The organism is Jannaschia sp. 2305UL9-9, assembly GCF_041403465.1.
Classification (GTDB): domain Bacteria; phylum Pseudomonadota; class Alphaproteobacteria; order Rhodobacterales; family Rhodobacteraceae; genus Jannaschia.
This window is the reverse complement of sequence record NZ_JBGEHM010000001.1, coordinates 1,015,817-1,037,211: the sequence shown is the minus strand read 5'-3', so window position 1 is coordinate 1,037,211 and position 21,395 is coordinate 1,015,817. Positions and strand designations below refer to the sequence as shown.

The window sequence follows — 21,395 nt, the reverse complement described above, 5'->3', positions numbered from 1 at the left end:
TCGTGAAACCTAGTCGCCTGACGCGGTGGGACCAGTGGTCAGGATGCCGCGCAGAAAGGCCGTGAGGTCGGGCGCATGGTGGTGCACATGCGCGCCCGGGTCCCGGACGGGCCCGACATGCACGGTGACGAGGCCCATTTCATGCGGCACGGCCAGATTGCGGGCGACATCCTCGAACATCGCGGCGCGGTGCGGCGTCAGGCCATCGCGGGCAAAGACCCGATCAAAGGCCAGACGCGCCGGTTTGGAAACATAGCCCGCATGTTCGACCCCATGCACGGCATCCCACAGGTCGGACAGACCGCGCGCGGCAAGGACATTATGGGCATAGGGCGTCGTGCCGTTGGTGAAGATCACCTTGCGACCGGGCAGGGCCGCGATGGCCGTCCGCATCTCGGGATCGGGGGCCAGAACGGAAAAGTCGATGTCATGCACGTCTTGCAGAAACGGCACGGGGTCCGCGTCGTGGTCCCGCATCAGCCCCATCAGGGACGTTCCGTGGTCCAGCCACCATTGCGCGCGCAACCGGTCTGCTTGTGCCGCATCGACGCCGAGAAACGCGCGAATCCAGTCGTTCATACGTGCCTCTATCTGCGGGAACAGCGGGGTGCTGGGCGGATAGAGGGTCTCGTCGAGGTCGAAGACCCAGGTGTCGATATGGGCAAAGGCAGGGTGCATGGCCCTTCGGCTACGCCCCACGTGGTTGATCCGCAAGGGTGTGCCCGCTACCGTTCGGCAATGCCCACGCAAAGGATGTGCCCGTGCAGCCGACCCAGAAGGACGCCCATGCCCTGATCATCGATGCGATCGATCGCGGCACCTATCGCCCCGGCGACCGATTGGTGGAAAGCGAACTGGCCGACCGCTTTGGCGTCAGCCGCACGCCCGTCCGCGAAGCCCTGCAGCGTCTCGAAACGCAGGCCCTGCTGACGCGCGACGGACGCTCTCTCATCGTGGCGACGCTGGGTCATGACCAGATGGCCGAACTCTATGCCGTGCGGACCGAGCTGGAGGCGCTGGCCGCCCGCCTCGCCGCGCAACATGCCGCCCGCGAGGAGGTCGCAGTCCTTGCGGCCATGGTCGAGGAGGATCGCGCCCTGCTTGGCGATACGGAGGCCCTCGCACGGGCCAACCGGCGTTTTCACGGCCAGATTCACCTTGCGTCCCACAACCGCTATCTGGTGCAGCAGCTGAGCATGGTGCATCGGTCGATGGCGCTGATGGCGACGACATCCCTTGCCGCCGAAGGGCGGGGCGAGACGGCCTTGGCAGAGCACGAAGCCATCGTTGCCGCGATCGCGGCGCGCGACGGGGATCGCGCGGCCGCCGCCTTGCGCCAGCATCTGAGCACCGCGTTCGAGGTGCGGCTGAGGGAAGAGGCCCGCAGCCTGTAGGTGACCGGTGCGCGAACGAAGCGCGTTTGGTCACCCCCGTGGGGTTAGCGTCTGCAAGCCGTTGTGCAGCTTGTCGATCTCCGCGCTCGAATCATCGCCGCCGAAACCGCCATGCACGGTCTTGTCCCAATGAAACGGACGCAGGGCAATTTCCGACAGCGCCTTGGCCATTGCAAGGCTGGCCAGCGGGAAATAGGCCACCATCGTCGGCACCCACCGGCGCAGTCTGCGATGGTGTGGCGCCGCACATCCGATGATCGACAGGGCGATGTTGAGTACAAACATCAGGCTGAGAAAGACGGCCAGTGTCGCCACGTGACCGCCGGGCAGAACCTTGGTGATCGGGTGCGGAACGCCGACGGTCAGGACGATCGTCGACCACAGCACCGGCAGCAGGATCGCATTCAGGGTCGCGCCCGCGAACATCACCTGAAAACCCCAGAACCGTTTCGGCCCGAGGTCATGCCATAGCTGCATCGGGTGCCGCGTGTGCACGGCCCATGTCAGGATATAGCCCTTCATCCACCGGGATCGCTGCTTGACCCAGGCAAGGGGGGAGGCATTGGCCTCTTCGAGGGTGGTTGTCTGGATGATCTCGGTGCGCAGCCCCTTGCGGGCCAGACGGACGCCCAGGTCCGCATCCTCGGTCACGTTGTGCGCATCCCATGCGCCGACGGCTTCCAACGCCGAGCGGCGGAAGAACAATGTCGTGCCGCCCAACGGCACGACGAGGCCGAGGCGCGCGATGCCCGGCAGGATCATCCGGAACCAGTTGGCGTATTCGATGGTGAAACAGCGGGACATCCAGTTTCGGGTCGGATTGTAATAGTCGAGCAACCCCTGCAAGCAGGCAACCTCGGGCGGGGCGGAATGAAACCGCGCAGCGACCTTTCGCAGCTGATCGGGGGCAGGCGCGTCCTCCGCGTCGTAGACACCGATGATCTCGCCCCGCGCGAAGTTGAGCGCATAGTTCATGGCGCGTGGCTTCGTTCGCGGGGATCCATCCGGCACCGCGATCACGCGCATCCACGGTGGCAGGTCGGCATGCGACAGGGCCGCGCGCGTGACAAGGTCATCCGCCTCGACCACAAGGCAGATGTCCAGCAGGGCAGTGGGATAATCGAGGCGAGACAGGCGCTTGGTCAGGGCGTCCGCGATCTCCGGCTCCCTGTGCAAAGGCACGAGCAGGGTGATGACAGGCAGACGGCCGACCGCGTTTCCGGTTGTTCGGATCGTTGCGAAAGACCCACCGCCCCGTCGCCCCCGCCAAAGCGCGATGACGGCAGCAATCCGCAGGCCCATGTTGCAGATCAGAACGAGGATCGCGAGAACCGTTGCCGCTCCAAGCGCCGTGGCTGGCCATGCCAGCACGGCAAAGCACAGCGCCACAAGGCAGAGCGCCAGCACGGACGCCCCGCCGCGTGCCTGCAATCCCCGGCAACTGAGCGGCGCCGGAACCTTGCATTCCGCCGCGCGGGCCAAGGCCGCGCCATGGACCTCTCCGAGACGCGCGTCCAACGCCCGGTCCGACACGACGGCAAACCGGCAGGGGCCGAGTTCGGCTGGCAGGACACGCGCCAGTTCGTCGATCTGGTCGGGGCGGCTGGTCGCGATCAGGGTGCGTTTGCCGATACGCTCCCACGGGATCGCCCGAAAGGCCAACGCGGTTTCGACGGGAAGCTGACGCGCCCATGAGTCCCGTGCCGGATCCCGCATTTTCGGCAGCGGTCCGGCGACACCTGTCCCGTGCTGAACGCTGAGCGCATGGGCCAAGGCCGCCTCTCCGACGATCCCGGTCTGCAACAACAGATCGCCGAGGCGCAGCCCCATCTCCCGCTGCTGGGCGAGGGCACGCGCAAGTTGGATCGGAGAAATCGCATCCGCATCGAGAAGGATTTCCCCCAACGCACGACGACGCACATGGCGACGGCGCTGAAACTCCGGCACGGTCCGGGTGCGTTCCGCCACATCGCTCGCGTCCGGGTCGAACGTGATCCGGCGCGGGGTGAACGGTCTGCGGCTTGGTTCGGGCGGAGAGACGGGAAAGGGAACGACGACGCGATTCTGCGAAAGATCACGCGTCAGGACCGAAGCCCCGTCCGCCAGCTTTCTGGAAGGCAGGGCAATCACTCCGTCCGATCGCCGCAGGCGGGCGGAATCGCTGGATTGCGACGGCGGCATCTGAACCCTTTTCGGACTTGGTCACCGACGAGGTGGCCCGAAAGGGGTTAACAATCGGTTACCGGGCCGCGCTCCGCCGCCCGGCTTCGCAACGGATGGTCAGGTAGATGCCGCGTCCATGGCAGCCATGAAATCATCGAACAGATAGGCACTGTCATGCGGCCCGGGGCTCGCCTCTGGGTGGTACTGGACCGAGAACACGGGCTTGCCGGACAGGCGAATGCCGCAGTTGGATCCGTCGAACAGGCTGACGTGCGTTTCCTCGACACCCGAGGGCAGGCTTTGCGTATCGACGGTGAACCCGTGGTTCATCGACGTGATCTCGACCTTGCCGTCCGCGCGACGCTGCACGGGATGGTTGGCGCCGTGGTGCCCGTGGTTCATCTTGACCGTCTTCGCACCAAGCGCCATGGCCAGCATCTGATGACCGAGACAGATGCCGAACACCGGCAGGCCGCTGTCGACCATCTCGCGGATGACCGGCACGGCATAGGCACCGGTTGCGGCCGGGTCGCCCGGTCCGTTCGACAGGAATACGCCGTCCGGTGACAGGGCCTTGATATCTTCGGCCGTCGCGGTCGCCGGCAGCACGGTCACATCACAGCCGACCGACGCGAGCGAGCGCAGGATGTTGCGCTTCGCACCATAGTCGATGGCGACGACCTTGCGACGCGGCGCCTCCTGCGTGCCATAGCCGTCGGGCCACGCCCACTTCGTTTCCGACCAGCGGTAGGATTGCGCGGTGGTCACGTCGCGCGCGAGGTCCAGCCCTTCGAGACCCTGAAAGGCCCGCGCGCGTGCGACCAGGCCTTCGATGTCGAAATTGCCGTCGGGGTCATGCGCAAGGGCGACATGAGGCGCGCCTTGCTGACGAATGGCGCGGGTCAGGCGCCGGGTGTCGACGCCGCCCATGCCGATGCGGCCCCGCGCGGCCAGCCATCCTTCGAGGTCGCGCGTGGCGCGCCAGTTCGACGGTTCGGTCGGATCCCACTTGACGATCATGCCCGCAGCGACGGGATCGGCGGTTTCGTCATCCTCCGGGGTGATGCCGGTGTTGCCGATATGGGGAAAGGTGAAGGTCACGATCTGTCCTGCGTAGGACGGATCGGTCATGATTTCCTGATAGCCGGTCATGGCCGTGTTGAAGCATAATTCGGCAACGGCGGTTCCGGTCGCGCCAAATCCGCGACCCTTGAAGATCGTCCCGTCGGCAAGGGCAAGGCAGGCGGTGGGCGTCTGGGCCATGGGAACTCTCCGGTCAGGGTCTTGGGCAGGGGCGGGGCAAACTCGCCGGGGTGTATGGCGCGGGTGGCGGAGGGTCAAGGCGCCGCAGGGCGTTGCGGCGCCTGTTGTGCTGGGCTAAACGCGGCGTTTCGCGTCACGCAGCACGAGGGTGTATCTGATGGGACTAAAAGACAAGCTGAGTGCGGGGCTGAAGGAAGCCATGCGCGACAAGGACTCTGTGCGACTTGGCACGCTGCGGCTGATCAATGCCGCGATCAAGGATCAGGACATCGCCCTGCGCGCCGAAGACCGTCAGGTCGGCGAGGCCGAGATCATGGCCATCCTCGCCAAGATGGTGAAGCAGCGGCAGGAAAGCACCCGCGCCTACGAGGAAGCGGGCCGGCTGGAACTGGCCGAGCAGGAGCTGTCGGAGATCAAGGTGATCGAGGAATTCCTGCCCCGCAAGCTGTCCGACGAGGAGGTCGAAGCCGCCGTGGCCGCCGCCATCAGCGAGACCGAGGCCGCATCGCTGCGCGACATGGGCAAGGTGATCGGCCTGCTGAAGTCCAAGCACGCAGGCCAGATGGATTTCGGCCGGGTCGGACCGATGGTCAAGGCCCGCCTCGCCTGACGCGCGTTTGCGCCGGGCATGGTGCATGCCGTCCGGTCGGCGCCATCTGCCACGGCCCGCCCGGACGGGCACACGGCCCCGATATTCGAAGGGCAGGAGTTCGCCGGCGTCGCGGATGTGCGTGATCGGTGGTCCCCATAGACGTTTTCCAAGGCATGGGCCCTATGCCGGCCAAGACCGGTCATCGCAAACTGATGTGCCGATACTGGCGCGGGTTCCGGGTTACTTGCCAAGCTGTCATAACATGCCCATCTGGAACGGGACGCGCATCGAGGGGACAGCCATGGCTTTGCCAGTGAGGGCTCAGGTTTTGTATTGGAGCTTGGCTGCGGCCGTGTTCCTCGTGCTGCTGTGGTATCTCGGACCTGTCCTGTTGCCGTTCATCGTCGGCGGGGCCATCGCGTATATCCTCGACCCGCTGGCCGACCGGTTGGAGGTTCTGGGCCTGCCCCGGTCCGCCGCCACGGCCATCATCACGTTGGTCGGGGTGCTGGCCCTTCTGCTTGCCGTGGCTTTCATCATTCCGTTGCTGGTCGAACAGATGACGTCCCTCGTGCGTGCCGCACCGGATTATTTCAATGCCTTGCGCGATTGGCTGACCGCCCGCTTCCCGGACCTGGTGGAAGAGGGCGGGCTGATCCAGACCGGTCTGGCCGACCTTGGTGAGATGGTCCAATCGCGCGGTGGGGAATTGGCGCAGCAGATCGTTGCCGGTCTGTTCGGGGTTGTGAACGCGCTGGTCTTCGTGGTCGTCGTTCCGGTCGTCGCGTTCTACCTGCTGCTCGACTGGGACAACATGGTCGCCCGGATCGACGAGATGCTGCCGCGCGACCATGTCGGCACGATCCGCCGAATCGCCTCGGACATCGATGCCACCCTGGCCAGCTTCGTGCGCGGGCAGCTGACCGTCTGCTTCGTGCTCGGGACGTATTATTCCGCCGCGCTGATGCTGGTCGGGTTGCAGTTCGGTCTTGTTGTCGGGGCGATCGCGGGTCTGATCACCTTCATTCCCTATATCGGCGCACTGGTTGGCGGGGCCCTGGCCATCGGCCTTGCGTTGTTTCAGTTCTGGGGCGACTGGGCCGCCATCGGCCTTGTCGCCGCGATTTTCGTGTCCGGTCAGTTCTTCGAAGGAAACATCCTGACGCCCAAGCTGGTCGGGGATAGCGTCGGTCTGCACCCTGTCTGGCTGTTGTTCGCGCTGTCCGCCTTCGGTTCCATCTATGGGTTCGTTGGAATGCTGGTGGCCGTGCCCGTCGCGGCGTCCCTTGGGGTGGTCGCGCGGTTCGCGATGGCCGAATACAAGGACAGCCTGCTGTACCGGGGGCGCGATCCACAGGCCGCCGTGCCGCCGCGGATGGAGCCGGTGGACCCTGCGCATGTCCATGACGCGGCAGAGTGACCATGCGCCAGACTACCATCGACTTGCCGCACCTCGAGGCGCGGGGCAGGGGTGATTTCATGATCTCGCCCGCCAATGCGCGTGCCTTGGGTCTGATCGACCTGTGGCCCGCATGGCCGGACAGGCGGCTGGCCGTCATCGGACCCGAGGGGGCCGGCAAGTCGCATCTTGCGTCCATCTGGGCCGAGGACGCGGGCGCGCGGATCATCGATGCCGCCAGTCTGCGCGCCGAGGAAGCGCCCGATCTTGCCGAGGGGCCGCTGGTGGTCGAGGACGCCGACCGCCGCCTTCCCGGCGCGGAGGGAGAGCGCGCGTTGTTCCACCTGTGGAATGCCTGCGCATCGGCGGGCCGGGGTCTGTTGCTGACGGGGCGTCTGGCGCCGTCCGATTGGCCGGTGGCCTTACCCGACCTTGCCAGTCGCCTGTCGTCGCTGATACCCGCCGTGGTGGAACAGCCCGACGAGGCGTTGCTGTCCGCCGTTCTGGTCAAGCTGTTCGCGGACCGTCAGATCGCGGTGCGGCCCGCCCTCGTGCAATATCTGCTGCCCCGGATGGAGCGCAGCTTTGCCGCCGCGCATCGGATCGTCGGACAGCTCGACGCCGAAGCGCTGAGCGCGGGGCAGGAAGTCGACATCCCCGTCGCGCGCCGTCTCTTGGGCGAATGATGCGCGCGGTGCGCCGGGCGCGCGCCCTGCCTGTCTGCGCCGCAATCCTGATGGGGGTATCCATCTCAACGCCGATCTGGTCGCAGGAGACTGAAATGACCCCGAACCCCGATTGGACTTATGTCGCCGACACCGTGATGGGCGGCGTCTCGCAAGGGCAGGTGACGCGCGAGGTGGTGCAGGGGCGGAAGGCCGACCGGCTGACGGGGCAGGTGTCCTTGGACAACGATGGCGGCTTTATCCAGATGGCGACTGACCTGCGCCCCGATGGCGGGGTGGTGGATCTGTCCGGTTCTGCCGGTCTTGAACTGACGGTTCTGGGAAACGGCGAGGTCTATGAGATCCGGCTGCGCACCGACGATCTGACCCGCCCGTGGCAATCCTATCGCCTTGCGTTCACCGCACCCGATGTCTGGACCTGCGTCAGGATCCCGTTCGCCGAACTGGCGCCGCACCGGACTCAGGTGCCGCTGAATCTGTCCAAGGCGCGGCGCGTCGGAATCCTTGCCATCGGACGCGCATTCTCGGCCGATGTGGCGTTGGCGGGAATGCGGATCTACGACGCGGGCACCGCTGGACAGGATGCGGACGCGGACGTAGCGTGTCACCCTTCCGTCACACGTTAGCGCTAGGGTGCCGCACATGTTGGACTCCGATCAGATCCCCGCCGCAGACTTCCTGCGTGCCCCCCTTCCCGCACCCGTCACCCTCGATGATGCGCGTGTCATCGGCCCCGGCCGTTTCTTCAACCGGGAGCGCAGCTGGCTCGCCTTCAACTGGCGTGTGCTGGAAGAAGCGGAGAATCCGCGCCTTCCCCTGTTGGAACGTCTGCGTTTTCTGTCGATCTCGGCCGCAAATCTGGACGAGTTCTACACGGTCCGCGTGGCAGGCCTGCGCGAACTTGCCCGCGCGGGCAACACGACACCTGCGGCGGACGGCCGGTCCCCGGCCGAACAGCTGGCGATGATCGACGAGGACGCGGTTCGCCTGCTGCGGCAGCAGCAATCGGCATGGAAGGATCTGCGCGCCGAGATGGAAACGGTGGGCATCACCCTTCTGTCCCGCGACGGTTTGACCGCCGCCGAAAAGACCGATCTGGCCGATCATTTCCTGCGTCAGGTCTTTCCGATCCTGTCGCCGCTGGCAATTGATCCGGCGCATCCTTTCCCGTTCATTCCGAACGAGGGTTTCGCCCTTGCCGTCGAGTTGGAGCGGCGGTCCGACGGGCGTCGCCTGCGTGCGCTTCTGCCGGTGCCGGCACAGATCGACCGCTTCATCCGCCTGCCCGACAAGGGTGATACGAATACGTCCGGGGCGGCGACCGTCCGGTTCCTGCCGCTCGAAGAGCTGTTGATGATGCAGATCGAGTCGCTGTTCCCCGGCTATGCCCTGCGCGGGCATTGTGCGTTCCGCGTCCTGCGCGACAGCGATCTGGAGGTCGAGGAAGAGGCCGAAGACCTCGTGCGGGAATTCGAGACCGCCCTGAAGCGTCGTCGCCGGGGCGAAATCATTCGCATGAAGATCACGGCAGGCGCGCCGGCCGGTCTGCGCCGCGACATCGTCGACGAGATCGGTGTCGACGAAACCGAGGTGATCGAGGTGGACGGCCTGATCGGTCTGTCCGCCCTCAAGGAACTGGTCGTTGATGAACGCGCCGACCTTCTGTGGCCGTCCTTCACGCCGCGCGTGCCCGAACGTGTGCAGGACCACGACGGCGACATGTTCGCCGCCATACGGCAGAAGGACATGCTGCTGCATCACCCCTACGAGACGTTCGACATGGTGGTGCGCTTCCTGCAGCAGGCCGCGCTGGACAAGAACGTCGTGGCGATCAAGCAGACGCTTTATCGCACGTCCCGCGACAGCCCCGTCGTCGCCGCCCTGTGCGAGGCCGCCGAGAACGGCAAGCAGGTCACCGCGTTGGTCGAATTGAAGGCCCGTTTCGATGAGGCCGCGAACATCCGCCAATCGCGCCGTCTGGAACGGGCGGGCGCGCATGTCGTCTATGGTTTCACCAACTACAAGACCCACGCCAAGATCAGCACGGTCGTCCGCCGCGAAGGCGACAAGCTGGTCACCTATACGCATTTCGGGACGGGCAACTATCACCCGATCACCGCACGCATCTATACCGACCTCAGCCTGTTTACCGTGAACGACAAGCTGGGCCGTGATGCGACGAAGGTGTTCAACTACATCTCCGGCTACGCGCCGCCCGAGGGGTTGGAGGCGATGCACATCTCGCCCAACGAGATGAAGGCCTTTCTGCTCGAGTCGATTGCCGCCGAGGTGGACCATGCACGCGCCGGTCGGCCCGCGGCCATCTGGGCCAAGATGAACGCTTTGATCGAACCTGACGTGATCGATGCGCTCTATGCCGCCAGCAGCGAGGGTGTGAAGATCGACCTGGTGATCCGGGGCATCTGCGGCCTGCGTCCGGGTGTCGTCGGCCTGTCCGAGAATATCCGCGTCAAATCCGTCGTGGGGCGGTTCCTCGAACACTCCCGTATCGTGTGTTTCGGCAATGGCCACGGCCTGCCGTCCAAGAAGGCGCGCGTCCATATCTCCTCCGCGGACTGGATGGGGCGCAATCTGAACCGGCGGGTGGAGACCTTGGTGGAATGCACCAATCCCACCGTCAAGGCGCAGATCGTCAGCCAGGTCATGGCGGCCAACCTTGCCGATGTCGCCCAAAGCTGGGTTCTGGGACCCGAGGGTGATTGGACCCGTGCGGATGTGTCGGCGATGGAGAATCCCTTCAATTGCCATCGCTTCTTCATGGAGAATCCCTCCCTGTCCGGTCGCGGATCGGCGGGGGCGAAGGACGTGCCGGAATTGACCCATTCCGCTGAATAGGCCGGTTGCCACCCACGCGACGATCGCCCTGCGCATCCATGCTGCGCAGGGGCGGCTTCGGTCAGGGGGCTGAATCCCGACCATCGGGCATATCGGAACGGGTGGGCGCGCTGTCGTCAGGACAGCTTGCACACCGCATGACGCGGGGACGGCAAGGCCGGGCAATGCCGACCTTCGATTGACCGCACCTTCACTGCCATGTCAGACCCGACTGAAGCGTTTTGCACCGAGGGCCCCGCCGATGATCAACGACGTGATCGACTCAGAGGAGTACGGACCGTTTGGCGCGCCACTGTTTGACGGGCCCGAGGCGCGGGCGCTGCGGCGGGTCGGTGTCATCGATGTCGGGTCCAACTCGGTCCGGTTGGTGGTCTTCGATGGCGCGGCGCGCAGCCCGGCATATTTCTTCAACGAAAAGATTCTCTGCGGGCTTGGCGCGGGCCTTGCCGAAAGCGGCAAGCTCAACCCCGAGGGGCGGGTCAGGGCACTTTCCGCGCTCAAACGGTTCGCGATCCTCGCACGGGGGATGGAGGTCAATTCCCTGACGGCCGTTGCGACGGCCGCCGTCCGGGAGGCATCGGATGGCCCGGCATTCGAGGCCGAGGTCACGGCCGCGACCGGCCTGAATCTCTGGGTGATCGACGGCACGGAGGAGGCCCGGCTTTCGGGGCAGGGCGTCCTGCTGGGATGGCCCGAGGCCGAGGGCCTGATGTGCGATATCGGCGGGTCGTCGATGGAGCTGGCCGAACTGGCCGGCGGTGAAGTCGGCGCAACCGTGTCGGGCAAGCTTGGCCCGTTGAAGCTGCAAGGCATAAAGTCCAAGAGCGCGCGCAAGACTGAGATCGACGAGGGCGTCGCCGAGATGGCCAGGGCGATGGGCCGGGATCGCTATGACAAGCTGTACCTCGTCGGCGGCTCGTGGCGTGCCATCGCCCGGATCGACATGGAGCGGCGGAACTATCCGCTGCACGTCCTGCATGAATACACCATGACGCCCCGCGACCTGCGCGCGACGCTGGATTTCATCCAGTCGAACGACATGGAAGACCTCGGCCGACGCACCAGCACGTCGCAGGCGCGGATGGCGCTGGTCCCGATCGCATCCGAGGTTCTGGCCCGCGTCGTCCGTCGGTTTCACCCCAAGGAAATCGCGGTTTCCAGCTACGGGATCCGCGAGGGGTTGCTCTACGAACAGATGCCCGATGTCCTGCGCGCCCGCGATCCCCTGATCGAAAGCTGTCGCGCGTCCGAGGCGGCTTCTGCCCGCCTGCCGGGCTTCGGCCGGGTGCTCTACAAGTTCATATCGCCGCTGTTTTCGCGCGAACGGGACCGGCGCCGCCGCCTGATCCGGGCCTGTTGCCTGCTGCACGATGTCAGCTGGAGGGCGCATCCCGACTACCGCGCGGAAATCTGCTTCGACAATGCGACGCGTGCGAACCTCGGAGGCCTGACCCATTCGGAACGGGTCTACATGGGCCTCGCGCTTCTGCATCGCTATCGCAACAAGCGCGAGGGGACGCCGTTCGAGAAACTGGCCCCCCTGCTTGGCGAGGGTGACACGCGACAGGCCGAGGTTGTCGGCAAGGCGATGCGTTTCGGCGCGATGTTCTCGGCGCAGGACCATGCCTTGATGGGGCGGCTCAAGCTCTATCCCAAGCGCGGCGAGCTGGAGCTGTCACTGCCCAAGGGCGATGGTGAGGCGCTGTGGGGCGAGGTGGCCGAAGCGCGGTTCAAGTCGCTGGCCAGCAGCCTTGGGGCCGAAGCCAAGCTGAAGGTGGTGAGGGCCTGACCGCCGATCGTGCCCCCCGCCTTGCGCGATATGCGGCGCAGATGGCGTGATCGCTTGCCCCCGCGCGGCCCGCTCGGTATCGCCTAGGGCAATCGTATACCCCCCCCCGGAGCCGCCCCATGCGCCTGAGCCGCTACTTCCTGCCCGTTCTCAAGGAAACACCTGCCGAGGCGCAGATTGTCAGTCACCGGCTGATGCTGCGTGCCGGGATGATCAAGCAATCCTCGGCCGGCATCTATACGTGGCTGCCGCTCGGCTACCGCGTCCTCAAGCGGATCGAGCAGATCGTGCATGAGGAGCAGGAGCGCGCCGGTCACATCCCCATGCTGATGCCGACGCTGCAATCGGCGGATCTGTGGCGCGAATCCGGTCGCTATGACGCCTATGGCCCCGAGATGCTGCGCTTCAAGGACCGGCAGGATCGCGAGATGCTCTATGGTCCCACCAACGAGGAGCTGATCACCGACATCGTGCGGTCCAACGTGGCGTCCTACAAGGATCTGCCGCTGACGCTCTACCACATTCAGTGGAAATTCCGCGACGAGATGCGCCCCCGGTTCGGCGTCATGCGGGGCCGCGAGTTCCTGATGAAGGACGGATACAACTTCGATTTGACGCAGGAAGCCGCGCGTCACGCCTACAACCGCCACCTCGTCACCTATCTGCGCACCTATGAGCGGATGGGCCTGCAGGCGATCCCGATGCGCGCGGATTCCGGGCCCATCGGCGGCGACGATACGCATGAGTTCCTCGTTCTCGCCGAAACGGGCGAGTCGGAGGTGTTCTACGATTCCGAGGTGACGGAACTGACCTTCGGCGATCGGCAGATCGACTACGACGACGTCGAGCAGTGCGCCGGCGTGATGGAGGAGTTCACCTCTCGCTACGCGCGCACCGATGAAACCCATGATGAGGCGCTGTTCGCCGAAGTCCCGGAAGAACGTCGCCGCACCGCGCGCGGCATCGAGGTCGGACAGATCTTCTATTTCGGCACCAAGTATTCCGATGCCCTCGGCGCGACCGTCCAGGGCCCGGACGGTAAGCCCACGGCCCTGCACATGGGGTCGCACGGCATCGGCGTCAGCCGCCTGCTGGGGGCGATCATCGAGGCCAGCCACGACGAAAAGGGCATCATCTGGCCCGAAGGGGTGACCCCCTTCGACGTCGGGATCGTGAACCTGAAGCAGGGCGATGCGGCGACCGATTCCGCTTGCGACGGCATCTACAACGCCATCGCCTCCGAGGGGCTGACCGCCCTGTATGACGACCGCAAGGAACGGGCGGGCGCCAAGTTCGCCACGATGGACCTGATCGGCTTGCCGTGGCGCATCACCGTTGGCCCGCGTGGCCTTGCCAGCGGCAAGGTGGAGCTGACCTCCCGTCGCACCGGCGAAAGCGAGGAGATGGCGCCGGAGGAAGCAATCGCCCGCCTGCGCGAGATCTATGCGGCGGTGCCCGGCGCACGCTAGGGTCCGCCGGTTCGCGGGGCGCGCCATCGCGAAGATATGACGGGGGATTGCCGATCTGATTCTGTCGCCGGACGCCGTGGTGTCGTATTGCGCACCACGGCCCAAGGCCCCCCGCGACCCCTGACGGAGCGAGTTCATGTTCAAACGCTATGAGATGATGATCGCCTGGCGCTATCTGCGGGCGCGCAGGTCCGAAGGCGGAATTTCCGTCATGACGTGGATCAGCCTCGTGGGAATTGCCCTCGCGGTCTTCGCGCTGATCGCGACTTTGGCCGTCCGCTCGGGCTTTCGCCATGAATTCGTCGATACGATCGTCGGGGCCAATCCGCATGTCAGCGTGCTGAGCTATGGCGAGGTTCAGCCCAATGGCGGCCTGACGCGGACCATGGCCAATTATGATGAGGTCGCGTCCGCCGCGGCCGGGGTCGATGGCGTCACCCGCGCCGTGCCGGTCGTCACGGGACAGGTCATGGCCGCGGGGCAGGGGCGGAACGCCGGGGTTCAGGTCATCGGCATGCGCGGGGCGGACGTTGCCGCCATCCCCCGCATCGCCGAGCCCGAGGAGGCGCGCGGTTCCCTCGCCGATTTCGAAGAGGGCATCGCGATCGGATCAGGTGTGGCGCGCCAGCTGGGCGTGGATGTCGGGGACCGTATCCGCCTGATTTCGCCTGATGGTGTCAAGACGGCGTTCGGCACCAGTCCCCGCATCAAGGCCTATCCGGTGGTCTTCGTGTTTCAGGTCGGGCGCTATGACATCGACTCGACCCGCGTCTACATGCCCTTTGCCGAGGCGCAGGAGTATTTCAATCGGATCGGTGTCGCCGATGAGGTCCAGGTCGCCATCGACGACCCCGAGGCCGTGGATCTGATCGGGCCGGCCCTTCTGGATGCCTCGGGCGAGGGGACATACCTCTGGACGTGGAAGGACAGCAGCGGCGCGTTCCTCCGGGCGTTGCAGATGGAAGACAATATCATGTTCGTCATCCTCTCCATCCTCGTCCTGATCGCGACGCTGAACATCACCAGCGGTCTGGTCATGCTGGTCAAGAACAAGGGGCGCGATATCGGCATCCTGCGGACGATGGGCCTGACCGAGGGGACGATCCTGCGCGTATTCTTCCTGTGTGGTGCGTCCATCGGCGTGATCGGCACGGTGATCGGGGTGGTTCTCGGGTGTCTGTTCGCGATCTATATCGACCCGATCTTCAACATGGTGAACGCGCTGGCCGGTGGCGGTGTCTGGGATCCGTCCATTCGCTATATCAGCGCGCTGCCCGCCCGGTTGGAGGGTGCCGATGTCCTGTCGGCGGTCGCTATGTCCCTTGGCCTGTCCTTCGTTGTCACGATCTTTCCGGCGCGGCGCGCGGCCCGGATGAACCCGGTGGAGGCGCTGCGCTATGAATGACGCACTACGGCTGAGCGGGATCGAAAAGGGTTACCACCTTGGCAAATCGAATGAGATCCGGGTTCTGAACGGCATCGACCTGATGGTCGCCGGGGGCGAGGTCGTCGCCCTTGTCGCGCCATCGGGCGCGGGCAAATCGACGCTTCTGCATATTGCCGGCCTGCTGGATGCGCCCGATGCGGGCACGGTGTTCATCGGCGGACAGGACATGACCGGACGCGCCGACCGCGCCCGGACGCAGGCACGTCGGCAGAACATCGGCTTCGTCTATCAGTTCCATCACCTCCTGCCCGAGTTCACGGCCGCCGAGAACATCGCCCTTCCGCAACTGGCGAACGGCGCCACCCCTGCGGTGGCAAATGCGCGGGCCGAGGATTTGCTGACGCGCGTCGGCCTGTCCCATCGCAGCGGCCATCGCCCCGCCGAGTTGTCGGGCGGCGAGCAGCAGCGCGTGGCCTTCTGTCGCGCCCTTGCAAATGGTCCCGCCGTCCTTCTGGCGGATGAGCCGACGGGCAACCTTGATCCCGGAACGTCGGACACGGTCTTCGACGCGCTCGTGGCCTTGGTCAAGGAAACGGGGATGGGGGCGTTGATCGCCACGCACAACCTCGAACTGGCCGCCCGGATGGACCGCGTCGTCCGCCTTGATGCCGGGGTTCTGGCGAACGGGGGCTGACCCGTCCGCGGCGCGATCAGGCCGCGCCACCCTCGTAGTGGGACACGATAAGCCCGTAGAGACGTCGGCGCGTCGCCTCATCCTCCATCAGGGCCTCATGGCGGGCGCCGTCGATCAATTCGAGGGTCGCCCCCGGCCAGGATGCAAGGCGGACGTGGATCGCATCGGGATCGACGATGCCCTCGTCCGTGCCGAGAAGCGTCAGGCAGGGCACCTCCGGCGCGGCCGTGCGGGCAAGCGCGTGCATCTCTCGCAGCGCGGCCCAGAGCCATCCCAACGAAGGCCCCCCGAGCGCGAGGTCAGGATGCGTCACGACCTGGTTCTTCATCCAGCCGAACATATTCGCGTCGTTCGTCAGTAGGTTACCCTCGAACGGTGCGGCGGCAGGATCGGCAACCTTGCCCGAGCCGGGTGTGTCGCGCTGACCGAATCCGAGGCTGCTGCCGATGCTGGAAATCGTCCAGGCCACGGCCCGCAGGTGGGGGGCAATCGGCAGGCCCCACATCGGTGCCGAAAAGACCGCCCGGTCGAAGTCCCGTCCGTCGACAAGGCTGCGCAGGCCAATCAGCCCACCCATCGAATGCCCCAGCAGATGCCACGGTCGGGGCAGGCCCCGTTCGCGTGCATGGTCGAGAACGGCCTGAACATCGAGTTGGAAGTCGCTGAAATCGTTGACGTGGCCGATGCGGCGGTTGTGTTCCGGTCGTTCGGTCAGGCCCTGGCCACGCCAATCGATCGCCACGGCCGCGAAACCGGCCTCCGACAGGAACCTTGCCGCGTCGGAATATTTCTCGACGTATTCGGTGCGGCCGGGAAACAGGAAGATCGTTCCCTTGTGTCCTTCGGGCCAGAAGGCCGCGCGCACGCGCACACCGTCGGCTGCACGCAGCCAGACGGCATATCCGCCGTCCGGCCCGTTCGACACATCTTCGAAATAGGGCGCAGGTTGCGCCGACATGTCGGTGCCGTCCGTCAGGACAGCGCCCCACCAAGCTTCATCGCGGTGCCCATGTCGCCGTCCACGGACAGCTTGCCGGTCATGAACGCAGAGGTCGGGTTCACGTCGCCATCGAGGATGCCGCGGAACGTCTCGGCGTCTGCGGTCATCGTGCACTCCGCCTCCTCGTCGGCGGCGCGGACACCGTCCTGATCGACCATGATCGACCCTTCGTCCGTGATGACGAACTTGACGCTGCCGTCGAAGGTGCCAATCTTTGCAGAAAGCTGCGTGACGGCTTCGGAAATGATATCGCTCATGTCGGTCCTCGAAACTGGGGGCCGCCTGTGGCGACCGGAAGGGATGACAAACAGATGATTGACCCGCGCGTCACCTTCAACACCCTCGTTACCGTGCTGGCGCTTTCTTACGCAACGTCCTTGCCCGCGCAGGAGATCGCGCGCGATGCCGACACCTTGCTCAACCGTCTGGGCACCCTGACGTCGCCCGAGGATGCCGGCGAGGCCGCGCGCCTGTCCGCCGAGATCATGGAGCGGTGGTCCCACTCGGGCAGCCCGGCGATGGATCTTCTGCTGACACGCGGGCGGGATGCGATCGCGCAGCAGGATTGGCCGCGGGCCATTGCACATCTGACCGCGCTGACCGATCACGCGCCGGAGTTTGCCGAAGGGTGGAACGAACGTGCAACGGCATTCTTCCTGATGGAGCGTTACGGTCCGGCCCTTGCGGACATCGAACAGGTCCTGATCCTGGAGCCGCGCCATTTCGGCGCCTTGGCCGGGCTGGGCATCATCATGGAACAACTGGGCGAGGATGAGAACGCGCTGATGGCGTTTCGCGCCGCGCGCGAGGTCTATCCTGCCGAAGAAAACGTCACCGCCGCTGTCGAGCGGCTGGAACGTGAAACCGGCGAACGCGCTCTTTGAAGGATAGCCGATGGACAGCCCAAAGGGCAGGGTGACGGCGGTCCTGGGGCCGACGAACACCGGCAAGACCCACTATGCAATCGAGCGTCTGCTGGCGCATCGAACCGGTATCATCGGCCTTCCGCTGCGCCTTCTGGCGCGCGAGGTCTATGACCGTCTCGTCGCGGCACGCGGCCCGTCGGTCGTGGCATTGGTCACCGGCGAAGAACGCATCGTGCCGCCGCGTGCCGCCTATTGGGTCTGCACCGTCGAGGCGATGCCGCAGGGCATGGGCGCCGATTTCGTCGCAATCGACGAGATTCAGTTATGCGCCGATCCCGAGCGCGGGCATGTCTTCACCGACCGTCTGCTGAACATGCGCGGGCTGCACGAGACGCTGTTCATGGGGTCCGACACCATGCGTCCGGCCATCGCGCACCTTGTCCCCGAAGCACAGTTCGTGCGGCGGGAGCGTTTCAGCGAGCTGACCTATACAGGTTCGAAAAAGATAAGCCGCATGCCCGGAAGGACCGCAATTGTCGGCTTTTCGGTCGATAATGTATATGCCATCGCGGAGCTTTTGCGCCGTCAGAAAGGCGGTGCGGCGGTCGTGATGGGCGCGTTGTCGCCCCGCACGCGGAACGCGCAGGTCGCGATGTATCAGAATGGCGATGTGGACTATCTGGTCGCGACCGATGCGATCGGGATGGGCCTGAACCTGGACATCAAGCATGTCGCCTTTTCGGCCACGTCCAAGTTCGACGGGCGCAAGATGCGCGCCCTGATGCCGCACGAGCTGGCGCAGATCGCGGGCCGGGCGGGCCGCTACATGCAGCCGGGCACGTTTGGCGTCACGGGCGAGGCGGCACCGCTTGAGGATGGCCTGGTCGAGGCCATCGAGGAGCATCGCTTCAAGCCCATCGACCGCCTGTCGTGGCGCAGCGACCGGCTGGATTTCCGCAACGCCGAGGCCCTGATCGCCTCATTGGAGGCGCCAAGCCCCGAGCAGATCCTGACCCGTGGGCGCGAAGCGGACGACCTGCAGTCGTTGAAGACGCTGAACCAGCTTGAAAGCGTCGCCTCTCGGCTGAATGACGCCCGTGATGTGCGTCTTTTGTGGGATGTTTGCCGCATTCCGGACTTTCAGGGTATCAGTCATGGCGAACATACCACGATGCTCGCGCGCATCTTTGACTTCCTGCATGTGCACGGTCGTGTCAAAACGGACTGGTTCGCACGACAGATAAAGCGGATCGACAAGGTCGAAGGTGACATAGACACGCTGTCGAAGCGGCTGGCATATATCCGCACCTGGACTTATGTGGCGCAACGCAAGGGATGGGTGGAGGACGAAGCCCATTGGCGAGAGGCGACGCGGGCGGTAGAAGACCGCCTGTCGGATGCGCTGCACCAGGCGCTGACCAATCGGTTCGTCGACAGGCGGACAAGTGTGCTGCTGCGGCGGCTGAAGATGAAGGAGGGCCTGTTGGCCGACATCAACGACAAGGGCGAAGTGATCGTCGAGGGCGAGACGCTGGGCCGTCTCGAGGGGTTCCGCTTTCATCAGACCGGGACGACCACGCCGGACGAGGCCAAGACAGTGCGTCAGGCGGCGGCGCAGGCATTGCGTCCCGATTTTCACCTGCGCGCGGATCGGTTCTACAACGCGCCCGATACCGAGATGGATTTCACCGAGCAGGGTGGCCTCATGTGGGGCGATCAGGCTGTCGGCAAGCTGGTTAAGGGGCCCGAGATCCTGAAGCCGGGTGTCGAGGCCTTCGTCGACGACGAGGCCGGGCCCGAGGTCATGCAGAAGGTCACGCGCCGTCTGCAGCATTTCATCGACCGCAAGGTTGCCGCCGGGTTCGAGCCACTGCTCGCCATGTCCCGCGATGAGGCGGTGACCGGTCTGGCGCGCGGCTTTGCGTTCCGCCTGCTGGAAGGGATCGGCATCCTGCCCCGGCAGGAGATCGCCGCAGAGGTCAAGGAACTGGACCAAGAGGCCCGCAGCCAGCTGCGCAAGCATGGTGTCCGGTTCGGTCAGTTCACCGTCTTTCAACAGCTTCTGCTGAAACCTGCGCCGACGCGACTGCGCCTCGTGCTGTGGTCGCTTTGGCGCGGTCTGGACGAATTCCCTGAATCGCCGCCGCCGGGGTTGGTCACGGTTCCTGCCGTGCCCCATGCGCCGGAAGGCTACTACACCATGGCGGGCTACCGGTTGTCCGGTGCCCGTGCGATCCGTATCGACATGCTGGAGCGGCTTGCCGATCTGATCCGCCCGGCGGACAGCCGCGGCGGGTTCGAGGCAACGCCAGACATGCTGTCGATCACGGGCATGACGCTGGAACAGTTCGCCGATCTGATGGGCGGGCTTGGCTACAACGCCGAAAAGGGTGAGCGCGCGAAAGCCCGGCCTGCTGCTCCGGGCGCAGAGCCCGCGACTGCGGCGGAAGCGCCGGAGGCGGTGGCACCGGAAGAGGGAGCGACCCCCGCGGCCGAGACCGCGCAACTCGAGCCCTCCTCGGAGGCCCCGGCCGAGGACGCTGCGCCGGCGGAAGCGCCCGCAGAGGTCGAGGTTTTCTATACCTTTACCTGGGCCCCCCGGCGGAACAACACGCGTGGTCCCCGGCGCGACGATGCTGGCGAACGGCCGCAGCGCAAGGGTGGCGGCAAGCCGCGTGGCGACAAGGGTGGCCCGCGCCAGGGGGGCAAACGTCCCGGTAAGTCCGGCGGCAATGAGCCCAAGACCTATCAGGCGCGTCCGAAACGCGACAAGCCGATCGATCCGGACAACCCCTTCGCGGCCTTGGCGGCGCTCAAGGACAAGTGAGCGACGCACCGGCCCGTCAACGCCTCGACAAGTGGCTCTGGCAAGCGCGGTTTTTCAAGACGCGCACCTTGGCGGCCCGCGTGGTCGCCGAGACCGGTGTCCGGGTGAATGGCGACCGGGTGACAAAAGGATCCTTCGGGATCGCGGTTGGCGATACGCTCGTGTTTCCGACGGGGTCTGCGACGCGAATCATCGAGGTGACGCAGCTTCTTGAACGCCGTGGTCCGGCGGGCGAGGCGCAGGCGGCCTACGTGGACAATTCGCCCGCGCCGACGCGCCGCGTCGGGCCCCGTCCGACCGGGCGGGATCGGCGCCGGTTGGACGCCGTACGGGACATGCCGGAAACGTGAACTGCGCCGGGGGCGGACGCCTCGCATCCCCGCCGATCGAGGTTTGACAGCAACACGCGGGCATGCCCGGGTCGGTCGTCGGCGCGGTCAGGCGCCGCACCGCCTTGAACCCGCCGAACCCTGCCGCTATCGAGCACCCGCAACAGCCCCGAGGGATCCGCCCATGACCTATGTCGTCACAGACGCCTGCATTGCCTGCAAATACACCGATTGCGTCGAGGTCTGCCCCGTGGATTGTTTCTACGAGGGTGAGAACATGCTGGTCATCCACCCGGACGAATGCATCGACTGTGGCGTCTGCGAGCCGGAGTGCCCGGCAGATGCCATCCGCCCGGACACGGAGCCGGACATGGACAAATGGGTCGAATTCAACCGCAAGTACTCCGAAGCGTGGCCAGTGATCATCACCAAGAAGGACGCGCTGCCGGAGGCAGAGGAAATGGACGGAAAAGAGGGCAAGATGGACCTTTTCTCCGAGGCGCCCGGCGAAGGCGGCTGACGCTACGGCAGTTTGCGACCCAGTGGGTCAGGCTTCATGACACTTTCATGAGGCCTGTTTTTATGGTATGACTGTTGGCGTTCCGGGTGCTCCGGGAACGTGATCTGCCACAAGCGTTCATGCAAATCCGTGCGTGAACCGATACAAACATTCCTCCCGCC

The 21,395-nt window shown here is 65.5% G+C and carries 19 protein-coding genes; 14 read left to right on the top strand and 5 right to left on the bottom strand.

Going from position 1 to position 21,395, the window contains the following annotated elements; translation table 11 throughout:
- Positions 1–9: 9 nt before the first annotated feature.
- A complete protein-coding gene (locus tag V6N07_RS05060) occupies positions 10–678 on the bottom strand; it encodes a pyrimidine 5'-nucleotidase (RefSeq protein ID WP_371154520.1) in 669 nt (222 codons plus the stop codon).
- Between the two features lie 83 nt (positions 679–761).
- On the opposite strand from V6N07_RS05060, the gene V6N07_RS05055 reads away from it, so the two are divergent.
- Complete coding sequence (locus V6N07_RS05055; RefSeq protein ID WP_371154519.1) at positions 762–1,394, top strand: GntR family transcriptional regulator; 633 nt, start codon at positions 762–764, stop codon at positions 1,392–1,394.
- 30 nt (positions 1,395–1,424) lie between these two features.
- Here the strand turns inward: V6N07_RS05055 and V6N07_RS05050 are convergent, their stop codons facing one another.
- Together V6N07_RS05050 and carA are read right to left on the bottom strand one after the other, a co-directional pair.
- On the bottom strand, positions 1,425–3,575 hold the full coding sequence (locus V6N07_RS05050) for a glycosyltransferase family 2 protein (protein WP_371154517.1): 2,151 nt from the start codon (positions 3,573–3,575) through the stop codon (positions 1,425–1,427).
- Between the two features lie 99 nt (positions 3,576–3,674).
- Positions 3,675–4,820: a glutamine-hydrolyzing carbamoyl-phosphate synthase small subunit gene (gene carA / locus V6N07_RS05045; RefSeq protein ID WP_371154516.1), complete on the bottom strand. Its 1,146-nt coding sequence runs from the start codon at positions 4,818–4,820 to the stop codon at positions 3,675–3,677.
- Between the two features lie 157 nt (positions 4,821–4,977).
- Here carA and V6N07_RS05040 point away from each other — a divergent pair, with 157 nt between their 5' ends.
- The 9 genes from V6N07_RS05040 to V6N07_RS05000 all read left to right on the top strand — a co-directional run bounded on the left by V6N07_RS05040 (position 4,978) and on the right by V6N07_RS05000 (position 15,692).
- Positions 4,978–5,430, top strand: a complete 453-nt coding sequence (locus V6N07_RS05040) for a GatB/YqeY domain-containing protein (protein WP_371154514.1) — start codon at positions 4,978–4,980, stop codon at positions 5,428–5,430.
- Positions 5,431–5,713: 283 nt separating this feature from the next.
- Positions 5,714–6,832: an AI-2E family transporter gene (locus V6N07_RS05035; protein WP_371154512.1), complete on the top strand. Its 1,119-nt coding sequence runs from the start codon at positions 5,714–5,716 to the stop codon at positions 6,830–6,832.
- Between the two features lie 2 nt (positions 6,833–6,834).
- Positions 6,835–7,497 carry a chromosomal replication initiator DnaA gene (locus V6N07_RS05030; RefSeq protein WP_371154510.1) on the top strand — a complete coding sequence of 221 codons (663 nt, stop codon included), beginning with the start codon at positions 6,835–6,837 and terminating at the stop codon, positions 7,495–7,497.
- Between the two features lie 95 nt (positions 7,498–7,592).
- Complete coding sequence (locus tag V6N07_RS05025; RefSeq protein ID WP_371154508.1) at positions 7,593–8,123, top strand: CIA30 family protein; 531 nt, start codon at positions 7,593–7,595, stop codon at positions 8,121–8,123.
- Positions 8,124–8,139: 16 nt separating this feature from the next.
- Entirely contained in the window at positions 8,140–10,353 is a 2,214-nt protein-coding gene (locus V6N07_RS05020) for an RNA degradosome polyphosphate kinase (protein ID WP_371154507.1), read from the top strand.
- 241 nt (positions 10,354–10,594) lie between these two features.
- Entirely contained in the window at positions 10,595–12,142 is a 1,548-nt protein-coding gene (locus V6N07_RS05015) for a Ppx/GppA family phosphatase (RefSeq protein WP_371154506.1), read from the top strand.
- Positions 12,143–12,261: 119 nt separating this feature from the next.
- Positions 12,262–13,611, top strand: coding sequence for a proline--tRNA ligase (gene proS, locus V6N07_RS05010; RefSeq protein ID WP_371154504.1), 1,350 nt, complete (start codon positions 12,262–12,264; stop codon positions 13,609–13,611).
- Between the two features lie 136 nt (positions 13,612–13,747).
- Positions 13,748–15,016, top strand: a complete 1,269-nt coding sequence (locus tag V6N07_RS05005) for a lipoprotein-releasing ABC transporter permease subunit (RefSeq protein ID WP_371154502.1) — start codon at positions 13,748–13,750, stop codon at positions 15,014–15,016.
- Positions 15,009–15,692, top strand: coding sequence for an ABC transporter ATP-binding protein (locus tag V6N07_RS05000; protein ID WP_371154500.1), 684 nt, complete (start codon positions 15,009–15,011; stop codon positions 15,690–15,692). Before V6N07_RS05005 ends, V6N07_RS05000 begins: the two co-directional genes overlap by 8 nt.
- A 16-nt stretch (positions 15,693–15,708) precedes the next feature.
- Here V6N07_RS05000 and V6N07_RS04995 read toward each other — a convergent pair whose 3' ends face one another.
- Positions 15,709–16,650, bottom strand: coding sequence for an alpha/beta fold hydrolase (locus V6N07_RS04995; protein WP_371154499.1), 942 nt, complete (start codon positions 16,648–16,650; stop codon positions 15,709–15,711).
- A 14-nt stretch (positions 16,651–16,664) separates the two neighbouring features.
- The gene (locus tag V6N07_RS04990; protein ID WP_371154498.1) at positions 16,665–16,949 is read right to left on the bottom strand and encodes an SCP2 sterol-binding domain-containing protein; all 285 of its coding nucleotides are present in this window, start codon (positions 16,947–16,949) and stop codon (positions 16,665–16,667) included.
- Positions 16,950–17,003: 54 nt separating this feature from the next.
- On the opposite strand from V6N07_RS04990, the gene V6N07_RS04985 reads away from it, so the two are divergent.
- The 4 genes from V6N07_RS04985 (at position 17,004) to fdxA (ending at position 21,234) form a co-directional block, all read left to right on the top strand.
- Positions 17,004–17,576: a tetratricopeptide repeat protein gene (locus V6N07_RS04985; RefSeq protein WP_371154497.1), complete on the top strand. Its 573-nt coding sequence runs from the start codon at positions 17,004–17,006 to the stop codon at positions 17,574–17,576.
- A gap of 10 nt (positions 17,577–17,586) precedes the next feature.
- Positions 17,587–20,385, top strand: coding sequence for a helicase-related protein (locus tag V6N07_RS04980; RefSeq protein ID WP_371154496.1), 2,799 nt, complete (start codon positions 17,587–17,589; stop codon positions 20,383–20,385).
- Positions 20,382–20,735, top strand: coding sequence for an RNA-binding S4 domain-containing protein (locus tag V6N07_RS04975; RefSeq protein ID WP_371154495.1), 354 nt, complete (start codon positions 20,382–20,384; stop codon positions 20,733–20,735). Before V6N07_RS04980 ends, V6N07_RS04975 begins: the two co-directional genes overlap by 4 nt.
- 163 nt (positions 20,736–20,898) lie before the next feature.
- Positions 20,899–21,234 carry a ferredoxin FdxA gene (fdxA, locus tag V6N07_RS04970; RefSeq protein WP_371154494.1) on the top strand — a complete coding sequence of 112 codons (336 nt, stop codon included), beginning with the start codon at positions 20,899–20,901 and terminating at the stop codon, positions 21,232–21,234.
- Positions 21,235–21,395: the final 161 nt, after the last annotated feature.

Coding starts and splice junctions, on each gene's coding strand:
- V6N07_RS04985 (WP_371154497.1), top strand. CDS start 17,004: ATGATTGACCCGCGCGTCACCTTCAACACCCTCGTTACCGTGCTGGCG.
- V6N07_RS05025 (WP_371154508.1), top strand. CDS start 7,593: ATGACCCCGAACCCCGATTGGACTTATGTCGCCGACACCGTGATGGGC.
- V6N07_RS05060 (WP_371154520.1), bottom strand. CDS start 678: ATGCACCCTGCCTTTGCCCATATCGACACCTGGGTCTTCGACCTCGAC.
- V6N07_RS05030 (WP_371154510.1), top strand. CDS start 6,835: ATGCGCCAGACTACCATCGACTTGCCGCACCTCGAGGCGCGGGGCAGG.
- V6N07_RS04980 (WP_371154496.1), top strand. CDS start 17,587: ATGGACAGCCCAAAGGGCAGGGTGACGGCGGTCCTGGGGCCGACGAAC.
- carA (WP_371154516.1), bottom strand. CDS start 4,820: ATGGCCCAGACGCCCACCGCCTGCCTTGCCCTTGCCGACGGGACGATC.
- V6N07_RS05040 (WP_371154514.1), top strand. CDS start 4,978: ATGGGACTAAAAGACAAGCTGAGTGCGGGGCTGAAGGAAGCCATGCGC.
- V6N07_RS05015 (WP_371154506.1), top strand. CDS start 10,595: ATGATCAACGACGTGATCGACTCAGAGGAGTACGGACCGTTTGGCGCG.
- V6N07_RS05000 (WP_371154500.1), top strand. CDS start 15,009: ATGAATGACGCACTACGGCTGAGCGGGATCGAAAAGGGTTACCACCTT.
- proS (WP_371154504.1), top strand. CDS start 12,262: ATGCGCCTGAGCCGCTACTTCCTGCCCGTTCTCAAGGAAACACCTGCC.
- V6N07_RS05050 (WP_371154517.1), bottom strand. CDS start 3,575: ATGCCGCCGTCGCAATCCAGCGATTCCGCCCGCCTGCGGCGATCGGAC.
- V6N07_RS05005 (WP_371154502.1), top strand. CDS start 13,748: ATGTTCAAACGCTATGAGATGATGATCGCCTGGCGCTATCTGCGGGCG.
- V6N07_RS04990 (WP_371154498.1), bottom strand. CDS start 16,949: ATGAGCGATATCATTTCCGAAGCCGTCACGCAGCTTTCTGCAAAGATT.
- V6N07_RS04995 (WP_371154499.1), bottom strand. CDS start 16,650: ATGTCGGCGCAACCTGCGCCCTATTTCGAAGATGTGTCGAACGGGCCG.
- V6N07_RS05020 (WP_371154507.1), top strand. CDS start 8,140: ATGTTGGACTCCGATCAGATCCCCGCCGCAGACTTCCTGCGTGCCCCC.
- V6N07_RS05035 (WP_371154512.1), top strand. CDS start 5,714: ATGGCTTTGCCAGTGAGGGCTCAGGTTTTGTATTGGAGCTTGGCTGCG.
- fdxA (WP_371154494.1), top strand. CDS start 20,899: ATGACCTATGTCGTCACAGACGCCTGCATTGCCTGCAAATACACCGAT.